Below are 24,908 nucleotides of genomic sequence, written 5' to 3'. Positions count from 1 at the left end.
TATGGATTTAGTGTACATTCGAGAGTTAGAAGTGGAAACAGTTATAGGTATTTATGACTGGGAGCGCGAAATTCGTCAGCGAGTTAATCTCGATTTGGAGATGGGTACGGATATCCGTCAAGCGGCGAATACTGAGGATGTAGAGAATACGCTTAACTATAAATCGGTTTCTGACCGTTTGATTGAGTTTATTGAGCAAAGTGAATTTTTGCTGGTTGAAACTATGGCAGAGCAAATTGCAGAAATTGTGATCAATGAATTTTCTGTAAAATGGTTGCGTTTGCGCTTAGGTAAGCCGGGGGCTGTACCCAAAGCTGCTGATGTAGGTGTAATTATTGAGCGTGGAGAGCGGTTTTAATGGCTCAGGTTTTTGTGAGTGTTGGTAGTAATACTGATAGAGAGCGTTACACCCGTTCGGCGCTGGATGCGCTTCAACAGCATTTTGGATCATTGCTGATCTCCTCTGTTTATGAAAGTGAGGCGGTTGGTTTTGAAGGCGATAATTTTCTTAATCTTGTCGCTGAATTTGAAACAGAACTCTCTGTTTCTGAATTATCTAAGCGATTGAAGCGTATTGAAGATGATAATGGGCGCTGCCGAAAAGGTCCGAAGTTTAGTGGACGTACGTTGGATATTGATATTTTAACTTATGATCAATGTGTCGGAGTGTTTTCGGGTGTTCAGTTACCGAGAGACGAAGTGACAAAAAATGCATTTGTGTTGCAGCCGTTAGCAGAGATTGCGCCAGATATAAAACACCCAGAATTAGATATGACCTATGCTGAGTTGTGGGGATCTTCTCAAAACCAGCAAAAGCTTTGGACGGTCGAGTTTGAGTGGGCAGGGCATCAGCTTCCTTGTCGTACTTGAACTCAGAATTAATGGCTATAAAGTGATTTTCCACCGTCTACTGCGAGTATTTGGCCGGTAATATAGTCTGCGTTGGCTAAAAAGTAGACGGCTTCTGCTAAATCTTCTGCATCACCTGTTTTTCCTAGTAATGTTTTATCTAAAATAGCTGTTTGTTGCGCTTGAGATAAGCCTGCATCGGGCCATAAAATAGCTCCGGGTGATACGCCGTTAACGCGAACTTCTGGCCCCAGCTCCTTGGCAAGGCTTTTAGTCATCATCTCTAGTCCTGCTTTAGCAATTGAGTAAATAGGATGACCTGGTAGCCCTCGTTGTGCGTGTATATCAATCATATTGATAATGCAGCCGTTGTTTTGACGAAGGGTTTGGCTTAATGCGGCACTGAGAAAGTAGGGGGCGCGTAAATTGGAATTTACTAGATTGTCCCACTGCTCTTGCGTGCTGGTGCTCAGAGGTGTGGGATAGAAGGCTGAGGCGTTGTTAATTAGTAGATCAATACGTCCCCATTTATTAAGACTGCTATCTGCTAATTGCTCTACCTCGTGCATTATATTTAGGTCAGCTTGACGTATGTCCGCGCTATCGGGACGGATATTATTTAGTTTGTTTGCAAGAGACTCTGCTTCGCTAAGAGATGAGTTGTAGTGAATTAGAATTGAATAGCCTTGGGCATGAAGGTGTGCGGCGATAATGGCACCAACTCTTTTTGCTGCTCCTGTAATTAAGGCTACCCTGTTCATTATGCATCCTGATTGAATTGTTGGCAGATAGATAAGCGACGGTTGTTGATCGCTTCTCCTAAGTTTGCTCCCGTTAAACCTTCGGCCATAAGTTGCTTTGGTTGGATTTGAGCTATCTGGTCTAATATCGGGCCGAGTGTATCGAGGCTTACTGTGTTGTGTATGGCATCTAGACAGCGTCGTAATTGGGGTAGACGCTGTGGTCTGCGTATTAAATCTAATTGAAGAATGATTTCTAGTTTTTCTTTTCCTGCTAGCTTATCAAAATGAGCAAGTTGCTTGTGATGTTGGCTGCACTGTAATGCGAGCTCTTTGTAATCGTTTGGGGTGCGTAATCGAGTGCACAGGTGATTTATATCAACTTGAGTCGTTAATGAAAGTAAGCATGCAAAGCGAGTAATAGAGCTGTCCGCTTTATTACGAATGCTGATGAAGTCATCGATAAATGTTTGTTCGTCCAATGCCTTAGTTAACTCCGGAAGTACTTTAGGAATCGCATTGCATAGGTGTAGAACTTGTAAAAATACTTCAGGGGATTGTTCGGTTAAGGCGCGTTCGAACTCTTTCCATACTCGTTCCGCGGTTAAATGTTCTAATTCATCAGTTAAAGAAAGTTGCTGCATTAGCGCCATTGTTTCATCTGCGACACTAAAGCCTAGATGGGCATATCGAGCGGCAAAGCGGGCTACACGTAGTACTCTTAATGGATCTTCTGAAAATGCAGGTGATACATGGCGTAGTAACTTTTTTTGTAGATCGTCTTGGCCATTGTAGGGGTCAATCAGTTGCTTATCTGGGCCTAATGCCATTGCATTAATTGTTAAATCTCGCCTGAGTAGATCCTCTTCTAATGTGACAGAAGGGTCTGCGTGATAATTAAAGCCGGTATAGCCTTTGCCTGATTTTCTTTCTGTTCTAGCGAGTGCGTATTCTTCGCCTGTTGTTGGGTGGATAAAGACAGGAAAATCTTGGCCTACAGGCTGATAGCCCTGAGATATCATCTCTTCTGCCGTAGCGCCGACAACGACCCAGTCCTTATCAAATGCGGGATAGCCTAAAAGCTGATCTCTTACTGCACCACCGACTAGGTATATGTCCATTATGCATTCTCGCATAGACTGGGTTGTTCGATGCGCCAAGCTTCATAACCACCATTGATGCTATAAACCTCATCAAAACCTTGTTCGATAAGGAATTGTGCAGCAGATTGACTGCTAATGCCGTGATAGCAGCAAACTAACAAGGGTTTTTCCATATCAGCATCATGCATGAATTGATGCATATTCTCATTGCTTAGACTAACTGATCCAGATATATGGCCTTGGGAGTAGCTTTGTGGGTCGCGTATATCAACGACGGCAGCACCCTCTTGGATTAAGGCGGCAGCTTGTGTTGAATCTATACATTTAAATTGGCTCATCAAATTATCCTTGTATATATGCTGGTTATAAGGGCTGTAATCTGGGTGTAATAGCGGGTGTGTGAAATAATTGTAGATCGTCCAAGCGTAATGCCGTTAACTCGCCTCCCCATACGCACCCTGTATCTAAGGCAAAGACATTCTCAGCTTTTGCCTCCCCTTCTAATGCAGCCCAGTGACCAAAAAGAATACGTATATCTTGCTCATTTGGATCTTTACGCGGAAATTGAAACCATGGTTTATGGTTTTGAGGTTGTGAGGCTAAATCGCCCTTAGCTGAAAAGTCTAGCTTGCCTTCAGGTGTGCAAAAACGCATGCGTGTTAGGTAATTAGTAATAAGTCTTAAACGATTCCAGCCTTGGTGGTGCGAGGACCAGATATCGGGTTGATTACCATACATATGATTAAAGAATTCGCCGGCTAGGGTGCTATTGAGTACCTTTTCGACCTCTTTTGCACGTTTTTGTGCTTTTTGAATGCTCCAGCATGGCGGAATGCCCGCATGTACCATAGCTACTTTTTGGTCTCTGTCGTAAACCATAAGTTTTTGCTTACGTAACCATGAGAGTAGCTCGTGTTTATCGGGCGCTTGAAGAATTGGGGTTAAGGTATCGCTACGTTTATGATGGGTTGCGCCAAAATATACAGCAAGTAGGTGTAGGTCATGATTACCGAGAACGCAGGTAGCGCGAGGTCCCAGGGACTTAATGAATCGTAAGGTTTCGAGTGAATGAGGACCGCGATTAACTAAGTCGCCAGCTATCCATAGTTGGTCATTTTCGGAAAATTCAATTTGTTGTAAGAGAAGCATTAGCTCCTCATAACAGCCTTGAATATCACCAACTACATATGTAGCCATAGGATGCGACTCTGTTCTTATTAATTAGTGTAATGCGTTTGGACTGGCTAAAGTAAATGGGGTGATGGCTGCCTTAAACAGTTCGCCTTCATCGGTGCTCATTTCATAATGTCCTTGCATACTTCCGACGCTGGTGGTGAGTACTGCGCCACTGGTATAAGTGTAGCTCGAGTCGGGTTCTATAATAGGCTGTTCACCCACAACACCTTCCCCTTGGACCTCTTGAATATGTTGATTTCCATCGGTAATTAACCAATGTCTATTTAAAAGCTGTACTGGAATAGGGTTGTGATTGGTAATTGTAATTTTGTAAGAAAACACATAACGCTTACTATCGGGATCAGATTGCTTATCCAGATAGGCAGTGTTGACATCTATAATTATTTTATCCCCAAGCGACATATTATCCATTAATTTTTTCTTTGCCTTTGTGTTGAGTAAGGTAGTTGCTTATGGTGACAAAATCAGCAACTGATAATCGTTCTGGACGTAGTGTTGGATCAATTCCAATGCTCTCGAGTGCTTCAGCACTAAGCAGAGGTTTTAGATTGTTACGTAATGTTTTACGGCGCATGTTAAACGCGGTTCTAACGACTGTTTTGAATTGTTCTACATCTTCTGCGACATAAGGTAAATCATGGTAAGGCGTTAACCTTATAATCGCTGAGTCTACTTTTGGTGCAGGGTTAAAAGCACCTGGCGGTACTTTAAATAGTGATTCTACATTGCAGTAATATTGCGCCATGATACCTAGCCTGCCGTAGTTGTTTTCACCAGGTCCGGCGGCCATTCTATCAACCACCTCTTTTTGCAGCATAAAATGCATATCTTCTACATTGTCTGAATGGCTGAGTAGGTGGAAGATTAATTGGGTTGATATGTTATAAGGTAGATTTCCAACTATACGTAGACGTTTTTCGCCTTTGCGGAGTTGTGAAAAATCAAATTTCATTGCATCCGCTTCATGAATGCGGAATTTGTCCCCGTACATAAAAAACTTAGTGCGTAAAATAGGGGGGAGGTCTCTATCGAGCTCTACTGCATCGAGCTCACCTGCTTCAGATAGCAGCTCTTCAGTTAAGGCACCTAACCCTGGCCCAATTTCAACCATTTGGTCTGATTCATGAGGCGATATTGCACGAATAATACGGCGAATAACCCCGTGATCATGCAGAAAGTTTTGCCCAAAACGTTTTCGGGCTTTATGTGCTACTGGTTTTTTGCTCATGAATTAGTTCGCGAGTTGGCTGCGATGGCGAGACATTTCGCCAGCATAATCTATTGCTGTTAATAGGCTTCCTGGATCTGCAGTTCCCGTGCCTGCTAAATCAAGTGCTGTACCATGATCGACCGATGTACGGATAATGGGCATGCCTAAGGTAATATTTACTGCTTTGCCGAAGCCTTTGTATTTTAGCACGGGTAGGCCTTGATCGTGGTACATAGCCAATACGGCATCAGCGGTTTGTAGGTATTTCTCTGTAAATAAAGTATCGGCGGGGAGGGGGCCAATTAGATTAATCCCTTTTGCTTTTAATTTTTCCAGAGTAGGTTCTATAACTTCAATCTCTTCCATACCTAAATGACCGCCTTCGCCTGCATGGGGATTGAGGCCTGTGACCAATATTTTAGGTGACTTAATTCCAAAACTGGATTTTAGATCTTGATTGAGGACTTCAATCACTTCGGTCAGTAAGGCGGGTGTGATCGCATCGGCTATTTCTCGAAGTGGTAAATGGGTGGTGGCTAAAGCAACACGTAGCCCTTCGGTTGCTAACATCATGACTACTTTTTTTGTCTTTGTTAATGCTTCGAGAAATTCTGTGTGGCCGCTAAAGGGAATGCCGGCGTCATTGATCACACCTTTATGAACGGGTGCTGTAATGAGTGCGGAGAAAGTGCCATCTAAGCAGCCGTTAGCTGCTAGGGATAATGTAGCTAAAACATATTCCGCATTTGCGGTATTGAGCTTTCCGGGGATAGCGTCTGCTTTCAGTGGAACGGGAATTACTTTTAATGTTCTGGCTGGTGTTGGTGATGCGGGTTGAGCGGGGTCGAATTGCTCAATGTTGAGCGGAAGTTGCAATTGCTTCGCCCGTTGACGAAGAAGTTCTGGGTCAGCAATGACAACTAACTCATCAATGTGCCCTAACTGTGCAATTTGAATGCACAGGTCAGGGCCAATTCCCGAAGGTTCACCTGGTGTAATGACAAGGCGGTTCGTCCCCAAGCTGATTACTCCTTGATGTCTACATAAGCTTGTGAACGTATCTCGCGTAACCAATTAGTTAGTTCTTCATTGAACTTACGTTTTTGGATAACGGCTCGTGCACGGTTTTCTTGCATCTCATCGCCTAGATCTTGGGTGCGTTTATCTAGGACGGTTAGGATATGCCAGCCAAAGCGTGATTCAAAAGGTGCTGATACTTGCCCTGTAGGTGTATTGTTCATCACCTCTTCAAATTCAGGGACCATTTGTCCATCTTGAGTCCAGCCGAGAGATCCGCCTTCTGAACCGCTAGCGGGATCATCACTAAACTCTTTTGCTAATGACGAAAATGATTCGCCGTTATCGATTCGTTTTTTGATATCCATTATTTGTTGTTGTGCCTGGGCGGACGTTCTAATTTCACTCGGTTTAAGTAATATGTGGCTTACAAGGCGTTGCTCTACTAATTGCACTGAACCGCCGCGTTTATCCTTCATTAGAATGATATGGAAGCCGCTTGATGAGCGTATAGGTTTGCTGAATTCTGAGGGGGAAAGTTGGCGCGCTGCATTCCCTAAAGTTTCAGGTAATTCTGCTGCCTTTCTCCAGCCTAGGTCGCCACCATTAAGTGCGTTAGGTGCGTTGGAAAATTCCACCGCGAGCTTGGAGAAGTCCTCTCCATTTTCGAGTTTAGTGTGAATATCTTTAGCAATTCTTTCTGCTCGTTGAATCATCTCTGGTGATGCTTGAGAGGGAGTAGCAATTAAGATATGCCCTAAGGAATATTCTGCAGACAGCTGGCTTTGGCCTGTTTCGGATTTCAAAAAGTTGTCGAGTTCTTGTTCTGATACGCGAATACGTCGGTTGACCATATTTTGCTGGACACTGTTAAGCAGTAATTCGCCACGAATTTGCTCTCTGACTTGGGCGTAGTTCCGTCCTTCGGCGATCAATGCTTCGCGGAACTGCTCTAATGATAAGCCGTTTTGTGAGGCGATGCCGTTTAAGGTGTTGTTGAGCTGGCTATCAGAGATACGAATCCCTTGCTGTAGAGCAAGCTGTTTTTGGATGCTTTCCAATATTAAGCGATCTAGAACCTGCTTGCGGAAGATATTATCGGGAGGTAACTTTGTGTTACGGGCGGATAGCTGTTCACGAGTTATCGCAACGCGTTGATCAAGCTCGCTTTGCATAACAATGCCGTCATTAACCACGGCGGCTACTCGGTCGAGCGGAACTGCGTCCGCAAGTGCAGAGTGAGTGGGAATTAGCAGAGTTAATGCTGCGATTGAAAATATTTTTCTGAGCTTAGTCTTCATTTTGCTCTTCACGCTCTTCATAGCCGATTATGTCATCCATGAAGCTGCTATCGCCGCTTCCGAATGAGCCGAGTCCTTTAAGGGTAAATTTAAGGAAAATGCCTGTATCAAATTCATCTGTGTCATCAAGCCAGCGGCGCCCTGCAAAGCTAACTTTCCAGCAGCAGCTTTCATACTCGACTCCCAGGGCTGTTTCAAGACTGTCGCTGTCTTGGATGTCATATAACCAACGTCCCATACCCGTCCAGTTATTGGCAAGCGGCCAGATGAATGATAAATCAGTTTGTTCCCTTGTTGTATCTTTGAAGCGATAACTAAAGTTGAATCGATGATTGGTGTCGCTGTTGTAACGTAATCTAGCATTAGATTCAGAAACTTTGTAATCGCTGTTATCTAAAATGGTATCTAAGCTGACTCGGAAATTGGGTGATAAGTTCCAGGCGGCTTGTGTCGCTATATCGCTTTGACCACTTGTTTCATCGGGATCGGTGCTATCGAGTTGGATTTTTCTGTCAGCAAAATAGTAAGCCTGGCCTATACTAAAACTTGCTTGTTCAAAGCCACTTTCTGTGTAAATCCTAGTGCTAATGCCCAGCGACAGTTGTTCGGCATCACCGATTCTATCTAAACCACTGAAACGATTGGTGCGGAACAGTGAGCTGTAATCAAATGTGAGTTCAGACGTGTCGAAATTGGGTATGCTGTCTTGATCTTCTTCGGGTACATATAAAGCAAAAAGCCGTGGTTCTAAGGTTTGTGTACCGCCATTTGACATAGCGCGTTCAAAATATATTCCGCTATCGATGCTGAGGATCGGAACGTTAATACTTGGGTCTGAGTCATATCCTGAAACTTGATTTTCCAATGAATATGAAGAACTCCAAAGCCCTAGTTGAGGTTTTAAGTATCCCCAAGGGTTTTGCCATCTATAACTTAAAGTAGGTTGTATAAATCGTCGCTCACCTATTATTCGATCACTTCCAGTGAGCCCCGTTAAATTACGATCAAACTGGGTGTATTCAGTTAAGTACTTAAATTCCCCGCCTGTGCCGAAGCTTTCAACGCCGGTTAGTCTTAACTGAGGCAGGCGTTTATAAGGTGCATCACTGCTGTTGTCAATTGTTTGGTAGTCATGCACTCTGGCTCTAAATTGCCAGTTTTCTTTAATATAAGAGAGATCGGCTCGCTTATCTAAATGATTCTGGCGAGATATTTCTAAATTGGTATCTAGATCATCGAAGTAATCGTTATCACTGACTGCGGTGTAATCTACATTTGTGTGCCAGTTATCAGCAAAGTGCCCAGTGTGCTCTATACCCAGTAGCCAGCGATTGTCGTCTAGCACTTTATCATTATTTATATAAGCGGTATTGAGAGTGTTTTTGGACCAATCATTCATATATCGAAGCTCATTTTCTAGCATAAGCCCGCGATCGGTTATTAGTCTAGTCGTTAATGTGTCATCTAGATTTGGTGCAATGTTGAAATAATAAGGTACAGAAATATCGAAACCACTGTCGCCGCTATAGCCTAGACTGGGCGATAAGAAACCTGATTTGCGACGATCATCAATAGGGAAGGTAAAGTAGGGAGTGTAAAGTATTGGGACACCAGCGATACGTAGTACAGCATCCTCCGCTTCACCGTACCCCTCTTTTTTGTTAATAACTATGCTATCTGCATGGAGTTGCCAAGCTTCGCTGTAAGGGGGGCAGTAAGTATAATCGCCATTTTCCATACGCAAGCGTTCATCTTCTAAACGGATGATCCGATCTGCGCTACCTCTTAAGCCTTCTTCATGCATAACATAGTGAGTATTACTGAAAATAGCTTCAGAAGTGACTGTATCAACTTGAGCATTGTCGCTGAGTAGTAGTAAGCCTGGCTCTCTATATTGTACGTTGCCATCAAAGCGGGCCTTATTGGTTACTTGATCGAGTTCAGCGTTACTTGAATTTAAGCGTCGCTGGCCCTGTCGCATTTGAACGCCGCCTGATAGTTGGCTTAGTCCACCAATAATTGTAGAGGATTTGTCAGCTTCAAAATATAACGGTGGATTATCAAGTTTTTCATCACCAGTGATTGGATATTCTGGTTCTAGATAACGTCCTGCACACTGTTGCCCAACAGGGTTTCTGTAATAGGCCCAATCTAAGTGTGAGTATGGGTTTTCTGTAATGTAAGCCGGAGTTGATGGGCCTTTATTTGTGTGTCCGCTAGGGACTGAAAGAGCGTGGATATTTACTTTGCTACAATCCCAATCGCCACTGGCGGATGTACTGCATTGCCACTCATTGCCGATAACTTCAGCCGTTGTTATTGGTTGTGTATTTACTGCTGCTGGTGCGGTTTGTACTGGGGTCGGTTGGGTGTTTTTCTTTGCAGGTTGGGATGCGATCGCTTGAGCGCTTCCTTCTTCTCCATTACATACCCACTCACCTGCTTGGTTCGCTACGCAATCCCAAACGCCATTTGATGTTGGCTTGACTGCAACAGCAGGTGGTTTTGTAATTGGTTCGTTCGTCTTGTTCTGCGAGCTTGTTTGTTGAGGTTGTTCAGAACGGACTGTTGTAATAGGGGCGGCAATGGCTGCTGGTGCCGGTTGGATGTCAACAGAATTGGCTGCGTTGCTGGTGTCTTGAACTGTATTTGATGTTGTTTCAGATCTGCTTTGTACCGGCTCTGTTTTTTCAACAGTGTTGACGGTTTCCTCGTTAGCGGAGCAATCCCATTCGCCATCATTTGTCATGTTACAGCTCCAAGCCATCTCTTGGTCTGGAGTCGTCGCTTCCGCAGCGGCATAGCTAGAAAGTAATGCTGCACTGATAGCAAGTGTTAGCGTATATGTTGAACGTTTGGCGAAGGGCATCTATTAACTAAATCCGTTTCAGCAGTTTCCGGAGAATCCGGTAATTGCCCGAACCTCTGTTAAACAAAGTATAAAGCGGAGAATGATAAATCATTCTCCGCGGCGAGTGTAGCATTCGCTTGTTTTTTATGTGGATTGTTCAGTTCTTTATGCTTATGGCGAGTGATGTTGTACCCATTTAAGGGGTTGGAGTGTAATAATAGGTGAAAAATAAGCTTAAGATATAGGGCGAAACAGTTTAATGGATCAGAGATATACGCAGTTGAAACAATGGTTGGAGCGCGAGCTATTGGCGTTTAATCTGTTTGATATTAGTGATTGGCAGCTACTGCCGGTCTCTGGAGATGCGAGTTTTCGACGTTATTTTCGAGCAAAATCTAATGGGGCGAGCTGGATCGCTGTTGATGCGCCGCCGGAAAAAGAAGATAGTCAGCCTTTTGTTGCTATAGCTGCTGAGTTAGAAAAGATAGCCGTTTCAGTGCCGCATGTGCATAAATATGATTTACAGCAGGGCTTTATGCTGCTGGAAGATTTTGGTGATGATCTTTATTTAAGTAAATTAAATAAGTCTTCTGTTGAGCCGCTTTATGCTGATGCATTAGAAAGTTTATTGATTATACAAAGCTGTAAGCCAGCGGTACTTCCTCTTTATGACCGCGCCCTTTTGGATAGAGAAGTAGAGTTGTTTCGAGAGTGGTTTTTACAGAAGCTTTTAGAGATTAAATTAGATGCCGATGAGCAGCAGATGCTTAGGTTTCTATTTAATTATGTGATTGATTCTGCGCTAGAGCAGCCATTAGTGTTTGTGCATAGAGATTTTCATTCAAGGAACTTAATGTACCGGGAGGGCAAAGCACCGGGTGTGATTGATTTTCAAGATGCGGTTGAGGGGCCGGTGACTTATGATCTTGCCTCTATATTACGTGATTGCTATATCAGTTGGCCTGATGATCAGGTGTATCGTTGGGTAGAACAGTATCGCCTAAGTTTGATTGAGAACGGGCAGATCATGCCGGATCCGACTCATTTTGTTCGCTGGTTTGATCTTATGGGTGCTCAGCGTCATTTGAAAGCCATTGGGATTTTTGCGCGATTAAATATCCGTGATGGAAAATCAGGTTATTTAGCTGATATTCCTCGTACTATGAATTACTTGATTGCGGTAGCTGCAAAAACGGAAGAGTTGAAGCCTATTGCAGGGTGGTTGGTGCAGAAAGTGGTGCCACGTATGCAGCAAAGTCAGTATTTTGATGCTGATGTCTTGAATGATTGGGTTGTTGAATGAAAGCAATGATTTTGGCTGCTGGCATAGGGAAGCGGATGAGACCGCTCACACTGACAACCCCAAAGCCTCTTTTGGAAATAGCTGGCGTCCCTTTGATTGAATACCATGTCCGGCGTTTAGTCGCGGCAGGGTTTAGTGATATTGTCGTTAACCACGCATGGTTAGGTGATCAGATCGAAGCTTATCTAGGTGATGGCAGACGGTTTGGTGCTAATATTGTCTTCTCTCGAGAAGTGGACCCATTAGAAACTGCGGGGGGGATTAGAAAGGCATTACCTCTGCTTGTGTCTGAAGGTGAAACCTCATTTATCTTAGTTAATGGTGATGTTTTTACGGATTTTCCTTACTCTTCTCTTAATAAGTGGGTTGATAAATCGCCTTATTTGGTGCTTGTGCCTAATCCGCCTCATAATCCAGAAGGAGATTTTTGTTTGAATAATGGTCGGCTATATGCGGATCGTGGGGAGAAGTATACTTTTAGTGGTGTTAGTGTCTTACCCCTAGAGATGTTTGCTGATTTGGTGGAGGGGGAAGCTGCTGCGTTAGGGCCGCTTTTGCGTGAAGCTATTGCTAAAGGCAAGGTTTATGGGGCTGTATATGACGGTTTTTGGGCCGATATTGGCACGCCTGAGCGTTTGCGGCAGATAGATGATTTAGTAAAGGAGCAAAAATAGATGGCCTTTGATCCACAGCAAAAAGGCGCAGAGCTGGGCTCAGTCTTTAAAAAGTATTCTACGTCAATCCTGTTGGGGGCGACGGTTGGTTTGTTTACCGGCGGACTGTGGGGGATAGTTTTTGGCGGTTTTGTAGGCTTTTTGGTTGGTCGAGCCCTTAAAGGTGCAGCGGCTGCAGTGAACCCTCAGGAGGCTTTTTTTAAAGCAACCTTTATCGTAATGGGGAGGATAGCGAAGGCAGATGGTCGAGTGACTGAAGATGAAATTCAGTACGCACGAAATGTAATGGTTCAGATGCGTTTGGATGAGTCTCGTAAATTGCAGGCGATGTCTTTCTTTTCAGAAGGGAAAGATCCTGAGTTCGATTTAAGTAAAGTCCTTAAGCCTCTATCTATTATGCTGAGATCTAGGCCCACCGTAAAACTCATGTTCGTAGAGATTCAGCTGCAAGCTGCTATGGCTGATGGCGAAGTGAGTGAAGCTGAGCTTAAGGTAATTGATGCTGTGTGTCAGTTGTTGGATTTTGGTGTTGATTCCGTAGAAGAAGTAATATCACGGGTTAAAGCAGAACGTGATTTCTATCGTCATGGGCATGATGGTGTCGATAGTGGTGTGATGCTTGAAGATGCTTACGCGGTTTTGGGTGTTCGTAGTGATGCAAGTGATGCGGAAGTGAAGAAGGCTTATCGCCGTCATATGAGTCAGCATCACCCAGATAAGCTAGTTTCTAAGGGCTTGCCTGAAGAGATGATTGAGATAGCTAAAGAAAAATGCCAAGAGATTCAGGCAGCTTATGAACGGATTAAAAATGCACGTGATTCGTAACACCTGATCTCTTGTTATGTTGATTGAGGCTTAAAGGAATTATTGCCCAGGAGCTTGTTCGTTGCTGGGTATTTTGTTATTGAGTTTTATGGCGCGCTCAGCTTCTTCAGCTTTTATTACATAAGTGTTTATTGTGCCGCGTACATGTTTTAGCAGCCAAGAGCTATTTCGTTTCCAATTATCAGTCATGGCAGGCATTCTGCTCTGATGGAAATTATCCATTTTATTATGGCGAGCTAGCCGTAATCGGCTGTTCGGGGCGTTTTGTGTTAGGTTTGTCGCGGATGATCTGGGTGAGCTGTGATGCAGGTCAATAATTGTATCTTTGATCTCTGGAAGTATGTTGGAGAGATTGGGTAACGAGTTATCTGTCGGAGACTTAGCGTCAACCATTAGAAGCCTAAGGTCTTGTTCCTCTTGGTATTTATTTACGTATTGTGCGGCCCAAGTGGCTCCGGTTCCTATGCCTATAATGATGAATCGGTCTAAATTATCGCGGGCTTCCATGTAGCTAATAGCTGTTTTGCCTAGGCGGAAAATAGTCTCTTCGTAGGGCTCTTTCGGCGTATCTGCAGTAGGGGTGGAGGATGTCTCTTTGGTTGAAGATGCATTATTTGCTGGTTCAGGGGTCTCACTTTCCGTCGAGGTGTTTGTTGGAGTGAGGTTTGATAGTGTAGGTAGTGTTCTTTCTGGTATGGGTTGTATTGCCGGTTGCGGCAGATAGATAGCTAATGTATACCATCCAAATTCGGATAATCCTTCGCTTAGGTATTTTAGGTTATCTGGCCATGCCATATGGGTGTGCTGGTCAGGAAATATAATAATGCCGCCTTGAGTGATCCCGCTACCTTCAGTGCGGTAAAAGCCAATAAGTTTTTCGTCGGCTTTGCCTGTATCTAATTGCAGCAGCTCTGTTTCTTCAGGTGTGTTCTTTACTAGTTCTTGAATTCTATTTTCATCTACGCTGGGTTCAATTCGAGGTTTTTGAACCGCGGGGGATAGCGGTGCTGAGGTCTCTGATGGGGCAGCGGTCGAATCCTCATTATCAGCGGCGTAACTGAGTGAGGTGAATGTCAATATAGAGGCTAAAATAGGCAGTATAAGTTTCATATTTCTGATTATGAGTAAGATGTAGGCTGACAGCAAGATGCTTGCTCCGTTAAAATGGGCTAACTCTATACTTTTTGGATCAAAAATATGCCTGATTTTAAGATCGCTCCTTCGATATTGTCTGCTGATTTCGCACGTTTAGGTGAAGAGGTTGAGAATGTGTTAACTGCGGGGGCGGATATTGTTCATTTTGATGTTATGGATAATCACTACGTACCTAATCTTACAATTGGGCCAATGGTGTGTAGCGCATTACGTAAACACGGTATTAAAGCGCCTATAGATGTGCATTTGATGGTAAAGCCTGTTGACCGTCTTATTGGTGACTTTATTGAAGCGGGCGCGAGTTATATCACTTTTCATCCTGAAGGTTCAGAGCATGTGGATCGTTCTCTACAGATGATTAAAGATGCAGGCTGTAAGTCGGGCCTTGTATTTAATCCAGCGACACCATTGAGTCATTTGGAATATGTTCTGGACAAGGTTGATATGGTGTTGTTGATGTCAGTTAATCCGGGGTTTGGTGGGCAAAAGTTTATTCCAAGAACGCTGGATAAGCTTCGTCAGGCACGTGAAATTATTGATAAAAGTGGTTTGGATATTCGTTTAGAGGTTGATGGGGGCGTTGGTGTGGGTAACATCAGAGAGATTGCTGAAGCGGGTGCTGACACCTTTGTTGCAGGGTCTGCCATCTTTAATACGGATGATTATGCGGCAACGATTCAGCAAATGCGTGAACAATTAGCATTGGTAGGTCGTTGATTGTGCGTCAGCTTTTTGGTGGGCAGTATCCGGATCTTGTTATGTTTGATTTGGATGGGACGCTAGTTGATAGTGTTCCCGATCTGGCTTGTGCTATTGATAAAATGCTACTTGCTCTAGGTTTGCCTGAAGCTGGTGTGGATAAAGTGATTGGTTGGGTAGGTAAGGGTGCTGCTGCGTTAGTGCGACGTGCTTTGCTTGATGCTTCTCATGCTGCGGTGGTTGATGAAAGCTTGTTTGAACAGGCTTATGCTTTCTTTTTGCGTTTTTATGGTGAAGCTACGGCGGACCAAAGTCAGCTCTATCCCGGTGCTCTGGAGTGTTTGGAAGGGTTAGTGGAACAAGATATTAAGCTAGGCCTTGTGACGAATAAGCCAATAGATTTTACCCATTCGATGTTAACTGGATTTGGGTTGGAACGGTTTTTTAGTGTCGTATTAGGGGGCGATAGCTTAGCTAAGAAAAAACCTGACCCTTTACCGTTGTTGGATGTTATGCGTCGATGTGATGTTGTCGCTGAAAATTCATTAATGGTGGGGGATTCTATTAATGATGTTCTTGCAGCTAGGGCCGCCGGCTGTCCTGTTGTATGTGTGCCTTATGGTTATAACCATGGCGAAGCTATATCCCTCTCTAAACCAGATTTGATTGTGGATAGATTAGATCTGCTGTTGTGAGTGTGTCTGCAGGAAATGTTTCGTGAGAAATGATCGTTTCCGGTATTAAAATCGACTTTTCTGTTATTTTTGATTGGGTAATATAGATGTGCTCACAGGCCGTAGGTTGTTTTGTTGGCTTGAAATTTTAGTTTTTATTGTTCGAGACTTAAGTTAGAAACAAGGCTAGATCTTATCACAGCACTTATTTATGCCTCGGTTATCCGAGGTTTTTTTTGGCTGCTTATTTAGTAAGCCTTGCCGATAATTCGCGTAGCTGCTGGTATAGAAAAACTGATTTAGTTATATTTCCTGCTGATGGTGGTTGATTCAAATTAGTTGCTGCTATATGGTTTATCTCTCTTTAACTTAAATCTAAGCCTGACGTAATGTTACTTACTACAGCTATGCTAATGAAAATTACGGTACGTGTTTATTTCGCTGCTCTTCGAGAGTCATGGCGATGGCGTGTCTGAAGTTTTTACATAAGCAGACGTTAGTTTAGGCAGGCTTGATATCCTTTAATCTCAACTTTATATATCAAACAGAGTTGTGGATTTCATATCCCAGTTTTATTACTGTACCTACCTCTATATTGTGCTGCTCAGTACGTCTTAAAATACAGTTTATCGGCATTGTGAGAGACCTATCATGACACCAGAACAGTTCGCGGAACTGTCCGCACAGAATTTTAATCGTATCCCAGTTACGCGTGAAGTATTGGCGGACTTAGATACACCTCTTTCTACCTACAAAAAATTAGCGAATGCGCCTTATAGCTATTTGTTGGAGTCTGTTGAGGGCGGTGAGACGTGGGGACGTTATTCTATTATTGGTCTGCCTAGTCGAACGGTTTTAAAGGTATTCGGTGAGAATGTTTCTATTTTTGAGGCAAATGAACTAAGCGAGAGTCATCAAGTAGATGATCCGCTCGATTTCGTAGAAAGTTTTCAGGCGCGTTATCGCGTTCCTGAAATAGAGGGTTTACCTCGCTTTAACGGTGGCCTAGTTGGGTACTTTGGTTATGACTGTGTTCGGTATGTGGAAAAACGTTTAAAAGAGAGTTGTCCTGAGGACGTTTTAGGTACGCCTGATATTCTTTTAATGCTTTCAGATGAGTTGGTTGTATTTGATAATCTTGCTGGGAAATTAGTGCTGATTTGTCATGCTGATCCTGCAGAAGCTAATGCATATGAGAAAGCGCAGAGTCGCCTTGATGAGCTTGTACTCCAGCTAAGGTCCGCAACACCGTATGGTGATAAGTCGTCTGGGCAGCAACGAATTGTCAATGAATCCGAATTTAAATCTAGTTTCGGAGAGCAGGCATTTATCGAAGCTGTGGATAAGATTAAAGAATACGTTTTGGATGGTGACATTATGCAGTGTGTCATTTCCCAACGTATGTCCATTCCTTTTAGTAGTAAGCCGTTGGATCTATATCGAGCATTGCGCTGTTTAAATCCGTCTCCGTATATGTATGTCCTTAATCTGGATGATTTTCATGTTGTGGGGTCTTCACCAGAAATTCTTGCTCGAGTTGAAGATGGGCAGGTAAGTGTGCGTCCTATTGCTGGAACGCGTAAGAGGGGAGCGACTCCGGAAGAAGATCTTGCTATGGAGAAGGAGCTGCTTGCCGATCCTAAAGAGATTGCTGAACATCTAATGTTAATCGATTTAGGGCGCAATGATGTAGGTCGAGTTGCTGAGATCGGTGCGGTAGAGCTTACCGATAAGATGGTGATTGAACGTTACTCCCATGTTATGCATATAGTCTCCAATGTGAATGCAAGGTTGAAACCTGATGTGTCAGCGATGGATGTTTTGCGTGCAACGTTGCCTGCAGGTACGTTGAGTGGCGCGCCTAAAGTACGAGCTATGGAGATTATTGATGAGATGGAATCGGTTAAGCGCGGTGTTTATGGTGGTGCGGTAGGGTATCTATCTTGGAATGGCAATATGGATACGGCTATAGCGATCAGAACTGCTGTTATTAAAGATAATGTATTGCATATTCAGGCAGGCGCTGGAATTGTGGCTGATTCAGTTCCACGACTAGAGTGGAAAGAAACAATGAATAAGGGGCGGGCTATCTTTAGTGCCGTGGCTATGGTTGAGCGGGGCCTAGATAATTTGGCTAGTTCGCAAATAGTTTAAAGGCTTTTCTATCAAAACACTCGATAGGTTTATTGAGTGTTTTGTTCTTTAAGGTTAAGTGTCGCTATGGTGCTGGTCTATGGGGTGGGTTTAGAAAAGTATGATAGGATCACAACCTGATATTATTATGCTATTCCGGTATGCGCAGGGCTCATTTTCGGTAAAAACATCAAGAATGGAACGGACATTTTATGTTACTAATGATCGATAACTACGACTCTTTTACCTACAACGTAGTGCAGTACTTCGGTGAGTTGGGTGCAGATGTCCAAGTCTATCGTAATGATGAAATTACGGTGGAGGAGATTGAAGCATTGAATCCCGACCATCTTGTAATCTCACCAGGTCCTTGTACACCGAATGAAGCAGGTGTGTCGGTTGCTGCCATTAACTACTTTAAAGGCAAGTTACCTATTTTGGGTATTTGTTTAGGGCATCAAAGTATTGGTCAAGCGTTTGGCGGTAGCATAGTGCGCGCTAAGCAAGTGATGCATGGAAAAACTTCACCTGTTTATCATAATGATAATGGTGTATTTGCAGGATTAAATAACCCAGTCGAGGTGACTCGTTATCATTCCTTGGTTATTGATCAAAAAACATTGCCAGATTGTTTAGAAGTAACCTCATGGACCCAAGATGAAGAAGGTTATTTGGATGAAATTATGGGTGTTCGTCATAAAGAGTTTGATATTGAAGGCGTACAATTTCACCCAGAATCAATTTTGACCGATCAGGGTCATGAGTTATTGGCTAACTTTTTAAAACGAACTAAATAACTGGTGCTATTAAGGATACTTCTATGGATATAAAACAAGCACTGGCTGTAACTGTTGAGCGCCAGAATCTATTAGAATCAGAAATGCAGTCAGTGATGAAGCAGATCATGACAGGCAATGCGACAGATGCACAAATTGGTGGTTTATTGATCGCGCTGCGAATGAAAGGCGAAAGTGTTGCTGAGATTATTGGCGCAGCCAATGTAATGCGTGAATTAATGGTCCCTGTTTCTATATCAATGCCCAATGCTGTAGATATTGTTGGAACCGGTGGTGACAGTGCCAACCTTTTTAATGTTTCAAGTGCCTGTTCTTTTGTTGTGGCAGCCGCTGGTGGAACTGTAGCTAAACACGGTAACCGTTCGGTTTCTTCTAATACAGGCTCTGCTGATCTATTAGAAACGGCAGGTATTAATTTAGAGCTAAATCCCGAGCAGATTGCACAGTGTATTGAGCAGATTGGACTTGGTTTTATGTTTGCCCCTCAGCATCACACCGCGATGAAATATGCAGTTGGGCCTCGTAAAGAGATGGGATTGCGCACGTTGTTTAACATCGTGGGGCCACTCACAAATCCCGCGGGCGTAAAACATTATTTGCTCGGTGTATTTGATAAAACGTTATGTAAACCGATGGTTGAGGCGTTGAAATCTTTAGGTGCTGTACACGCCATGGTTGTTCATGCCGCGGAAGGTTTAGATGAAATTAGCTTGGCAGGTGACACTTTTGTCGCTGAGCTGAAAGATGGTGGAATTTCAGAATATATAATTACAGCGGAAGATGCAGGTTTAAATATCCAATCCCTTGATGGCCTGCAAGTGGCTAATTCGACGGAAAGCTTAGCATTAATTCAATCTGCCTTTAGTGGTCAGAATGAGAAAGCAATTGATATGATCTCCCTTAATGCAGGTGCAGCACTCTACGTTGCGGAACAGGCGCCAGATCTTAAAGCGGGCGTTGCTATGGCTAAGCAGGCTATTTTAAATGGTGGTGCTGCTGCTAAAGTTAAAGAATTGGCCGATTTTAGCCAAGCATTTAAGGGATAACTGATGTCTGATACTCCAACAGTTTTAAAGAAAATTCTGGCTCGTAAAGTCGAAGAGGTGGCGGAGCGCCAGCCTAAGGTTTCCATTAGCGATTTGCAAAGTAAAATTGCGGATCAAAAAGGTTCTGACTTTGATCCTCGAGGTTTTGCCGACAGTATGGCAAAGAGTATTGCTGCTGGTCGTTCAGCGGTTATTGCGGAAGCTAAAAAACATAGTCCCTCTAAAGGTCTGTTACGTGATCCTTTCGTGCCATCGGAGATTGCCGCGTCTTATGAAATTGGCGGAGCGAGTTGTTTATCCGTCTTAACAGATAAAGACTATTTTCATGGTTGTGAAGACTATTTAATGCAAGCTAGAGCTGCGTGTTCATTGCCTGTTATCCGTAAGGATTTCATTGTAGATCCATACCAAGTTTATGAAGCAAGAGCTATAGGCGCCGATTGTATTTTATTGATTGCGGCTGCATTGAACGATCAACAGATAGCTGATCTCAATGGGTTGGCGCATGAATTAGGTATGGATGTTCTTATTGAGGTTCATGGTGCAGAGGAGTTGCACAGAGTATTGCCTTTAAATACTCGATTGATTGGTATCAATAACCGTAATTTGCATACTTTTGAAGTGACGTTGAATAATACCTATGATCTTTTAGATGCTATTCCTGATGATAGAATCGTCGTTACTGAAAGTGGTATTCATTGCATTGACGATGTACACGCCATGCGTGAGCATAATGTACATGCTTTTCTCGTGGGGGAGGCGTTTATGCGTGCTGAAAACCCAGGTCAAAAGCTTAAAGAATTGTTTGTATAAGGTAGCGGCTGAATGAGTATGAGCGCCAAGGTTAAGTGGGATGGTGATGTACGTTTTAAAGGTACAACGGGTTCCGGTTTTGATGTAATGATTGATGGTGAGCTTCAGCAAGGACCTCGCCCTATGGAATTGATTCTATTGGGGTTAGGTGGTTGTACTAGCTATGATGTTGTTGGCATATTGAAGAAAACACGCCAAGACGTTATTGATTGTGTGGCTGAAATTGAGGCAGAAAGGGCTGAAACAGTTCCCTCTGTATTTACCAAGATTCATGTTAAATTTGTGGTGAGTGGACGTGGCCTCAATGCTAAAAAAGTAGAGCGTGCCGTAAGTTTGTCCGCTGAACAGTACTGCTCAGCTTCTATTATGCTGGAAAAGGGTGGGGTTGAGATAACCCACAGTTTTGAAATTGTTGAAGTAACAGAGTAATGAACGGTTTTGTTGCATGATGGATAACGGGCGCTCTCAAAGGTGCTCGTTTTTTTGTTTAAAGCTGGAGTAAAATTAAATATAAGATATAGTGTGCGGCAATTAGTTACTGCTTACTTATTGATTTTGTTGAATGTTTGTTCAGTATATTGTGGGTTTTATGACAGAGATTAAAGAATAAGGATGATGGAATAGATGCGCTTATCAATATCAAAAGCATTGGCACTAGGGATTGTTGCACTACAAGTGATCACTGTTTGCGTTATTTTAGCCTCCTCATACTTAAGCACTGAACAAGTTCTAATCGGACATGCCCAGCAACTGATGAGAAATCTCTCTCGAGAAGTGATTGATCGATCAGAAGAGTTTTTAGCCCCTGCCCGTTCAGCGGTTAGCTTGACTGGGCGTCTGGCTCATCATCAGGTTGTTAGTTCTGAAAAACCAGATGAAATGGAGCAATATTTCTTTGATCAGTTGATTTTACACCCCCATATCGCTGGTATTTACTATGGTAATTTAGAGGGTGGCTTCCATTTTGTTCGTCGTTCTACAGGTGAGGCTGCATACCAGATTAAGAGGGTGCTGGAAGGCCCTCAAGGGCGTTTAGTTTCAAATCGCTGGTTCGGGGATGATCACCGTTTAATAAAAGCAGAGGAAGATCCTAGTGATCTTTACGACCCTCGTACCCGCCCTTGGTTTAGGAAGGCGATTGCTGAGGAGCATCAAATTTGGACAGACCCTTATCTCTTTTTTACGTCGAATACCCCTGGAATTACAGTAGCGAGTCCCGTTATTGCAAAAAGTGGCGATGTGCTCGGCGTTGTGGGTGTTGATATAGACCTTTCTTCTCTATCCGACTTTTTAGGCTTCCTAGAGTTAAGTGAGCATGCGTCGGCATTAATCTTAAATAATAATGGTGATGTGATTGCGCATCGGCGTAATGGGCAGCTTTATATAGAGGATCCTCATTCGGGTGTGAGACGGCTCATACATATAGATGAGGTAAAAAGTGATGTAGCGCGTGCAGCGGTCAAGTCGTTAGGAAAACAGCCGGGATGGTATGTTTTAAATACGGCTATGAATACAAGTTTTGAGCATGATGACAAGGTATATCAGGCAGTGTTTACACCGTTCTCGGATAATTGGCCTTGGTTGCTGGGTATCTATGTACCAGAGGATGATTTTTTAACTGAGATAAAAGAAAACCGAAAACTCAATATATTGCTCGCTTTAGCAATTACATTAGTCAGTGTCATTATAGGGGTGATGTTTGCTCGCTCGCTGTCCAGACCGATTCTATCCCTACAGAAAAGTGTTAATGCGGTAAGAAATGGTGAGTTGCAAGTTGATATAGACAAGCCCAATAGTATGTTTAGTGATATTGAGGAAACGACTACCGCTTTCTCAAATATGATTGCGTTTCTGAAAGATAACCAAGAGAAAAACCATCAATTAACGAAACAGTTGTCACAGCAAGGGCATTTTATGGAGGCTGTGTTGGCTGCCATTGATGATGGTGTGGTTGTGTGTGATGTTGATGGAAAGCTGATCTATTCAAGTAGAGTCGTAATGCGCTTGAGAGGTTTGTCAGAGGATGAAAGGTTAGAACGGTTTGATGATGTACCTTTTAAGTTGTTTGCTGCTGACGGTAAAACTTTATTGTCAAAAGATGAATGGCCTATTTATAGAGCTTTAGCGGAAGAGATTATTAGCCAAGAGGAAGTAATCATTGAATCAGCTTTAGGTGTCCGCAAGCATTTATTGATTAGTGGTAAAGCTATATTTGATAAAAATGGTGAGAAATTGGGTGCTTATATCTCTATGCATCCACACAGGTAATTCGTCTGATCCGCGATCTTTTTATTCTGTTTTTAGGGTAATAAAAGGGGGCGATATTCAGTAGATTCATTTTCCTTAATCTAGTGCTTGCATAAGGCTTTCGAGGTGCGTAATATTACGCGTCCTTTGGAGAACTATTTCCAATCTCCTTGCTGCCGGTCCACATGGTGTGTTCCGGGGGCTATTAACCCGAAAGGAGCTAAAATGCGTCATTATGAAATCGTATTTCTGGTTCATCCGAATCAGAGTGAGCAGGTTTCTGCGATGGTTGAGCGTTACACCTCTCTTATTGAAGGTGCAGAAGGCACAATTCATCGTCTAGAAGATTGGGGTCGTCGTCAGTTGGCTTACCCAATCAACAATGCTCACAAAGCACACTACATCCTGATGAACATCGAATGTAATCAGGAAACACTAGACGAGCTGGAAAATCTATTCCGTTACAACGATGCAGTTCTGCGTAACATGATTATCCGTCGTAAAGAAGCGATCACTGAGATCTCTCCAATCAAAGCTGCAGAATCTCGCGAAGAGCGTAAGCCTCGTCGTGAAGAAAAACCAGCTGAAAAGCCAGCTGAAGAAGCTGCTCCGGCACCAGCACCTGCTGTTGAAGCTGAAGCATCTGAAGAAGCAGCTGAGTAATTTAATTTCTGAGGAGAGATACAATGGCTCGTTTTTTCCGCCGTCGTAAATTCTGCCGTTTTACGGCTGAAGGTGTTCAAGAGATCGATTATAAAGATCTGGACACATTAAAAGGTTATGTAACCGAAACTGGTAAGATCGTACCTAGCCGCATCACAGGTACTAAAGCTCGTTACCAGCGTCAGTTGGCAACTGCTATTAAGCGCGCACGTTTTGTTGCGTTACTGCCTTACACTGATAGTCATCAGTAAGAGGTAGGAGAGTCGCATGCGAGCCTTGGCCGAATTGGTCATGAAGGGCCGTAAACAAGCGGCTTTAGTGGCAGTTATTGCCGCCTTGCTACCACTGCTCTATTGGGCAAGTGCAGCAGTCATCGCTTTGGTTACTTTAAGACAGGGACCAAAAGATGGAGCCGGAGTTCTGGTTTGGGCTTTTTTGCCTGCCGGGGCTTGGGTATACAGTGGAGATCCGACACCACTGACTGTGATACTAGGAGTTTTTCTTCTTGCTATCGCATTAAGAACAACAACAAGCTGGCCGCAAGTGCTTATGTTAGCGCTTCCTGTTGGTGCTGTTGTTGGTTTAGCATTAGAAACAGTGTTGGACGGTCTTTTAGGTCAAGTAATAGAAGCAACAGAACAGTTTCTATTGCAGTCGGTGAGTCAATCGACCGAGAGTTTAACGCTCGATAAGGAGCGTTTGAAACTGCTTATATTAGGTGGGTTGGCATCAGTGCATACAGCAACAATGTTGCTGTGTCTGATACTGGCGCGTTCGTGGCAATCAGGGTTGTATAATCCTGGGGGCTTTCAGCAGGAGTTTCATCAATTGAGACTGCCGCTGAAATATACGGGTGTGCTTGTGGCAGTGTTATTAGTTTTAGCTCAGTTAGAGCTAGACTTTATGCGCTGGTTACCATTGTTATTGCTTCCTTGGATCTTTGCGGGTTTCGCATTGGTGCATGGTAGTTTGGCTAAACGTGATTTAGGCAGGTCTTGGCTGATAGTGTTTTATCTGTCAGTTATTTTTATGGGACCTTATGTGATTACGCTGCTGGTTTTTGCGGCTGCTATCGATTCTTTAGTCGATATCAGATCACGCATACCAGCCACGAACTAGACTGCATTTATTTGCAGAACAGAAGAGGTTTACGAGATGGAAGTTATTCTGCTCGAGAAAATTGGTAAGCTAGGTAACCTCGGTGACAAAGTTTCCGTAAAAAGCGGTTTCGGTCGCAACTACCTAGTACCGCAGGGCAAAGCTGTTCCTGCAACTACAGCTAACGTTGCTAAATTTGAAGAGCGTCGTGCTGAATTAGAAGCGGCTGCTGCAGAAAAGTTAGCGGCTGCTACAGCGCGTGCTGAAGCACTGAACGCACTGCAAGTTACTATCGCTTCTAAGTGTGGTGATGAAGGTAAGTTGTTCGGTTCTATCGGTACACGTGATATTGCTGATGCTATTATCGCTGCAGGCGCAGAAGTAGATAAAAGTGAAGTTCGTCTACCTGAAGGTGCTTTACGCGCTATCGGCGAATACGAAATCGCTATTCAGCTTCACGCTGAAGTAACAGCTATTGTTAACTTGGCTGTTGTTGGCGAGTAATCGTCTTTA

Annotated in this window: 27 protein-coding genes; 17 read left to right on the top strand and 10 right to left on the bottom strand. The window is 43.5% G+C overall.

Features of this window, described 5'->3' with window-relative positions; genetic code table 11:
- Position 1: 1 nt before the first annotated feature.
- Both folB and folK read left to right on the top strand, forming a co-directional pair.
- Positions 2 to 358, top strand: coding sequence for a dihydroneopterin aldolase (gene folB / locus Q4486_RS02500; RefSeq protein WP_303415772.1), 357 nt, complete (start codon positions 2 to 4; stop codon positions 356 to 358).
- Entirely contained in the window at positions 358 to 870 is a 513-nt protein-coding gene (folK, locus tag Q4486_RS02495; protein WP_303415773.1) for a 2-amino-4-hydroxy-6-hydroxymethyldihydropteridine diphosphokinase, read from the top strand. Before folB ends, folK begins: the two co-directional genes overlap by 1 nt.
- Positions 871 to 878: 8 nt before the next feature.
- Here the strand turns inward: folK and Q4486_RS02490 are convergent, their stop codons facing one another.
- From Q4486_RS02490 to Q4486_RS02450, 9 genes are read right to left on the bottom strand one after another with little or no spacing between them, the layout of a single operon-like run.
- Entirely contained in the window at positions 879 to 1,610 is a 732-nt protein-coding gene (locus Q4486_RS02490) for a pteridine reductase (protein ID WP_303518088.1), read from the bottom strand.
- Positions 1,610 to 2,710, bottom strand: a complete 1,101-nt coding sequence (locus tag Q4486_RS02485) for a hypothetical protein (RefSeq protein ID WP_303518087.1) — start codon at positions 2,708 to 2,710, stop codon at positions 1,610 to 1,612. Before Q4486_RS02485 ends, Q4486_RS02490 begins: the two co-directional genes overlap by 1 nt.
- Entirely contained in the window at positions 2,710 to 3,030 is a 321-nt protein-coding gene (gene glpE, locus Q4486_RS02480) for a thiosulfate sulfurtransferase GlpE (protein WP_303415776.1), read from the bottom strand. The genes Q4486_RS02485 and glpE overlap by 1 nt, the downstream gene beginning before the upstream one ends.
- A gap of 25 nt (positions 3,031 to 3,055) precedes the next feature.
- The gene (locus Q4486_RS02475) at positions 3,056 to 3,889 is read right to left on the bottom strand and encodes a symmetrical bis(5'-nucleosyl)-tetraphosphatase (RefSeq protein ID WP_303415777.1); all 834 of its coding nucleotides are present in this window, start codon (positions 3,887 to 3,889) and stop codon (positions 3,056 to 3,058) included.
- Positions 3,890 to 3,913: 24 nt separating this feature from the next.
- Complete coding sequence (gene apaG / locus Q4486_RS02470) at positions 3,914 to 4,300, bottom strand: Co2+/Mg2+ efflux protein ApaG (RefSeq protein ID WP_303415778.1); 387 nt, start codon at positions 4,298 to 4,300, stop codon at positions 3,914 to 3,916.
- A complete protein-coding gene (gene rsmA / locus Q4486_RS02465) occupies positions 4,293 to 5,117 on the bottom strand; it encodes a 16S rRNA (adenine(1518)-N(6)/adenine(1519)-N(6))-dimethyltransferase RsmA (RefSeq protein WP_303415779.1) in 825 nt (274 codons plus the stop codon). The genes apaG and rsmA overlap by 8 nt, the downstream gene beginning before the upstream one ends.
- A 3-nt stretch (positions 5,118 to 5,120) precedes the next feature.
- Positions 5,121 to 6,119, bottom strand: a complete 999-nt coding sequence (pdxA, locus tag Q4486_RS02460; RefSeq protein ID WP_303518085.1) for a 4-hydroxythreonine-4-phosphate dehydrogenase PdxA — start codon at positions 6,117 to 6,119, stop codon at positions 5,121 to 5,123.
- A 5-nt stretch (positions 6,120 to 6,124) separates the two neighbouring features.
- Entirely contained in the window at positions 6,125 to 7,417 is a 1,293-nt protein-coding gene (locus Q4486_RS02455) for a peptidylprolyl isomerase (protein WP_303518072.1), read from the bottom strand.
- Positions 7,407 to 10,286, bottom strand: a complete 2,880-nt coding sequence (locus tag Q4486_RS02450; RefSeq protein WP_303518069.1) for an LPS-assembly protein LptD — start codon at positions 10,284 to 10,286, stop codon at positions 7,407 to 7,409. The genes Q4486_RS02455 and Q4486_RS02450 overlap by 11 nt, the downstream gene beginning before the upstream one ends.
- 241 nt (positions 10,287 to 10,527) lie before the next feature.
- Here Q4486_RS02450 and Q4486_RS02445 point away from each other — a divergent pair, with 241 nt between their 5' ends.
- Genes Q4486_RS02445 through djlA form a run of 3 tightly spaced genes read left to right on the top strand, consistent with a single transcriptional unit; the run spans position 10,528 to position 13,070 of the window.
- Complete coding sequence (locus Q4486_RS02445; RefSeq protein WP_303518066.1) at positions 10,528 to 11,571, top strand: aminoglycoside phosphotransferase family protein; 1,044 nt, start codon at positions 10,528 to 10,530, stop codon at positions 11,569 to 11,571.
- On the top strand, positions 11,568 to 12,245 hold the full coding sequence (murU, locus tag Q4486_RS02440) for an N-acetylmuramate alpha-1-phosphate uridylyltransferase MurU (protein ID WP_303415786.1): 678 nt from the start codon (positions 11,568 to 11,570) through the stop codon (positions 12,243 to 12,245). Before Q4486_RS02445 ends, murU begins: the two co-directional genes overlap by 4 nt.
- Positions 12,246 to 13,070 (top strand): co-chaperone DjlA, encoded by an 825-nt coding sequence (djlA, locus tag Q4486_RS02435; RefSeq protein ID WP_303415787.1) that lies wholly within the window; start codon positions 12,246 to 12,248, stop codon positions 13,068 to 13,070.
- A 39-nt stretch (positions 13,071 to 13,109) separates the two neighbouring features.
- On the opposite strand, the gene Q4486_RS02430 is transcribed toward djlA, so the two are convergent.
- Positions 13,110 to 14,180 (bottom strand): DUF3530 family protein, encoded by a 1,071-nt coding sequence (locus Q4486_RS02430; protein WP_303518063.1) that lies wholly within the window; start codon positions 14,178 to 14,180, stop codon positions 13,110 to 13,112.
- Positions 14,181 to 14,267: 87 nt separating this feature from the next.
- Between Q4486_RS02430 and rpe the strand changes: the two genes are divergently transcribed.
- The 12 genes from rpe to rplI all read left to right on the top strand — a co-directional run bounded on the left by rpe (position 14,268) and on the right by rplI (position 24,899).
- A complete protein-coding gene (rpe, locus tag Q4486_RS02425) occupies positions 14,268 to 14,942 on the top strand; it encodes a ribulose-phosphate 3-epimerase (RefSeq protein ID WP_067865268.1) in 675 nt (224 codons plus the stop codon).
- A gap of 2 nt (positions 14,943 to 14,944) precedes the next feature.
- Positions 14,945 to 15,619, top strand: a complete 675-nt coding sequence (locus Q4486_RS02420; RefSeq protein WP_303518061.1) for a phosphoglycolate phosphatase — start codon at positions 14,945 to 14,947, stop codon at positions 15,617 to 15,619.
- Positions 15,620 to 16,249: 630 nt separating this feature from the next.
- The gene (trpE, locus tag Q4486_RS02415; protein ID WP_303518060.1) at positions 16,250 to 17,752 is read left to right on the top strand and encodes an anthranilate synthase component I; all 1,503 of its coding nucleotides are present in this window, start codon (positions 16,250 to 16,252) and stop codon (positions 17,750 to 17,752) included.
- Positions 17,753 to 17,943: 191 nt separating this feature from the next.
- On the top strand, positions 17,944 to 18,528 hold the full coding sequence (locus Q4486_RS02410; RefSeq protein WP_303518059.1) for an aminodeoxychorismate/anthranilate synthase component II: 585 nt from the start codon (positions 17,944 to 17,946) through the stop codon (positions 18,526 to 18,528).
- A 23-nt stretch (positions 18,529 to 18,551) separates the two neighbouring features.
- The gene (gene trpD, locus Q4486_RS02405) at positions 18,552 to 19,574 is read left to right on the top strand and encodes an anthranilate phosphoribosyltransferase (RefSeq protein WP_303518058.1); all 1,023 of its coding nucleotides are present in this window, start codon (positions 18,552 to 18,554) and stop codon (positions 19,572 to 19,574) included.
- A gap of 3 nt (positions 19,575 to 19,577) precedes the next feature.
- Positions 19,578 to 20,387 (top strand): indole-3-glycerol phosphate synthase TrpC, encoded by an 810-nt coding sequence (gene trpC / locus Q4486_RS02400; RefSeq protein WP_303518055.1) that lies wholly within the window; start codon positions 19,578 to 19,580, stop codon positions 20,385 to 20,387.
- A gap of 12 nt (positions 20,388 to 20,399) precedes the next feature.
- A complete protein-coding gene (locus tag Q4486_RS02395; RefSeq protein WP_303415807.1) occupies positions 20,400 to 20,816 on the top strand; it encodes an OsmC family protein in 417 nt (138 codons plus the stop codon).
- Between the two features lie 195 nt (positions 20,817 to 21,011).
- Positions 21,012 to 22,655, top strand: a complete 1,644-nt coding sequence (locus Q4486_RS02390) for a cache domain-containing protein (protein ID WP_303518054.1) — start codon at positions 21,012 to 21,014, stop codon at positions 22,653 to 22,655.
- Positions 22,656 to 22,859: 204 nt separating this feature from the next.
- Entirely contained in the window at positions 22,860 to 23,297 is a 438-nt protein-coding gene (rpsF, locus tag Q4486_RS02385) for a 30S ribosomal protein S6 (RefSeq protein ID WP_303415809.1), read from the top strand.
- 23 nt (positions 23,298 to 23,320) lie between these two features.
- On the top strand, positions 23,321 to 23,548 hold the full coding sequence (gene rpsR / locus Q4486_RS02380) for a 30S ribosomal protein S18 (RefSeq protein ID WP_067865336.1): 228 nt from the start codon (positions 23,321 to 23,323) through the stop codon (positions 23,546 to 23,548).
- Positions 23,549 to 23,564: 16 nt separating this feature from the next.
- A complete protein-coding gene (locus Q4486_RS02375) occupies positions 23,565 to 24,416 on the top strand; it encodes a hypothetical protein (protein ID WP_303518052.1) in 852 nt (283 codons plus the stop codon).
- 36 nt (positions 24,417 to 24,452) lie between these two features.
- Entirely contained in the window at positions 24,453 to 24,899 is a 447-nt protein-coding gene (rplI, locus tag Q4486_RS02370; protein ID WP_303415811.1) for a 50S ribosomal protein L9, read from the top strand.
- Positions 24,900 to 24,908: the final 9 nt, after the last annotated feature.

Origin of the sequence: Neptuniibacter sp. 2_MG-2023, assembly GCF_030547495.1 — a bacterium.
Classification (GTDB): Bacteria; Pseudomonadota; Gammaproteobacteria; order Pseudomonadales; family Balneatricaceae; genus Neptuniibacter.
The sequence above is the reverse complement of the archived record's forward strand: the minus strand, read 5'-3'. Positions and strand labels throughout refer to the sequence as shown.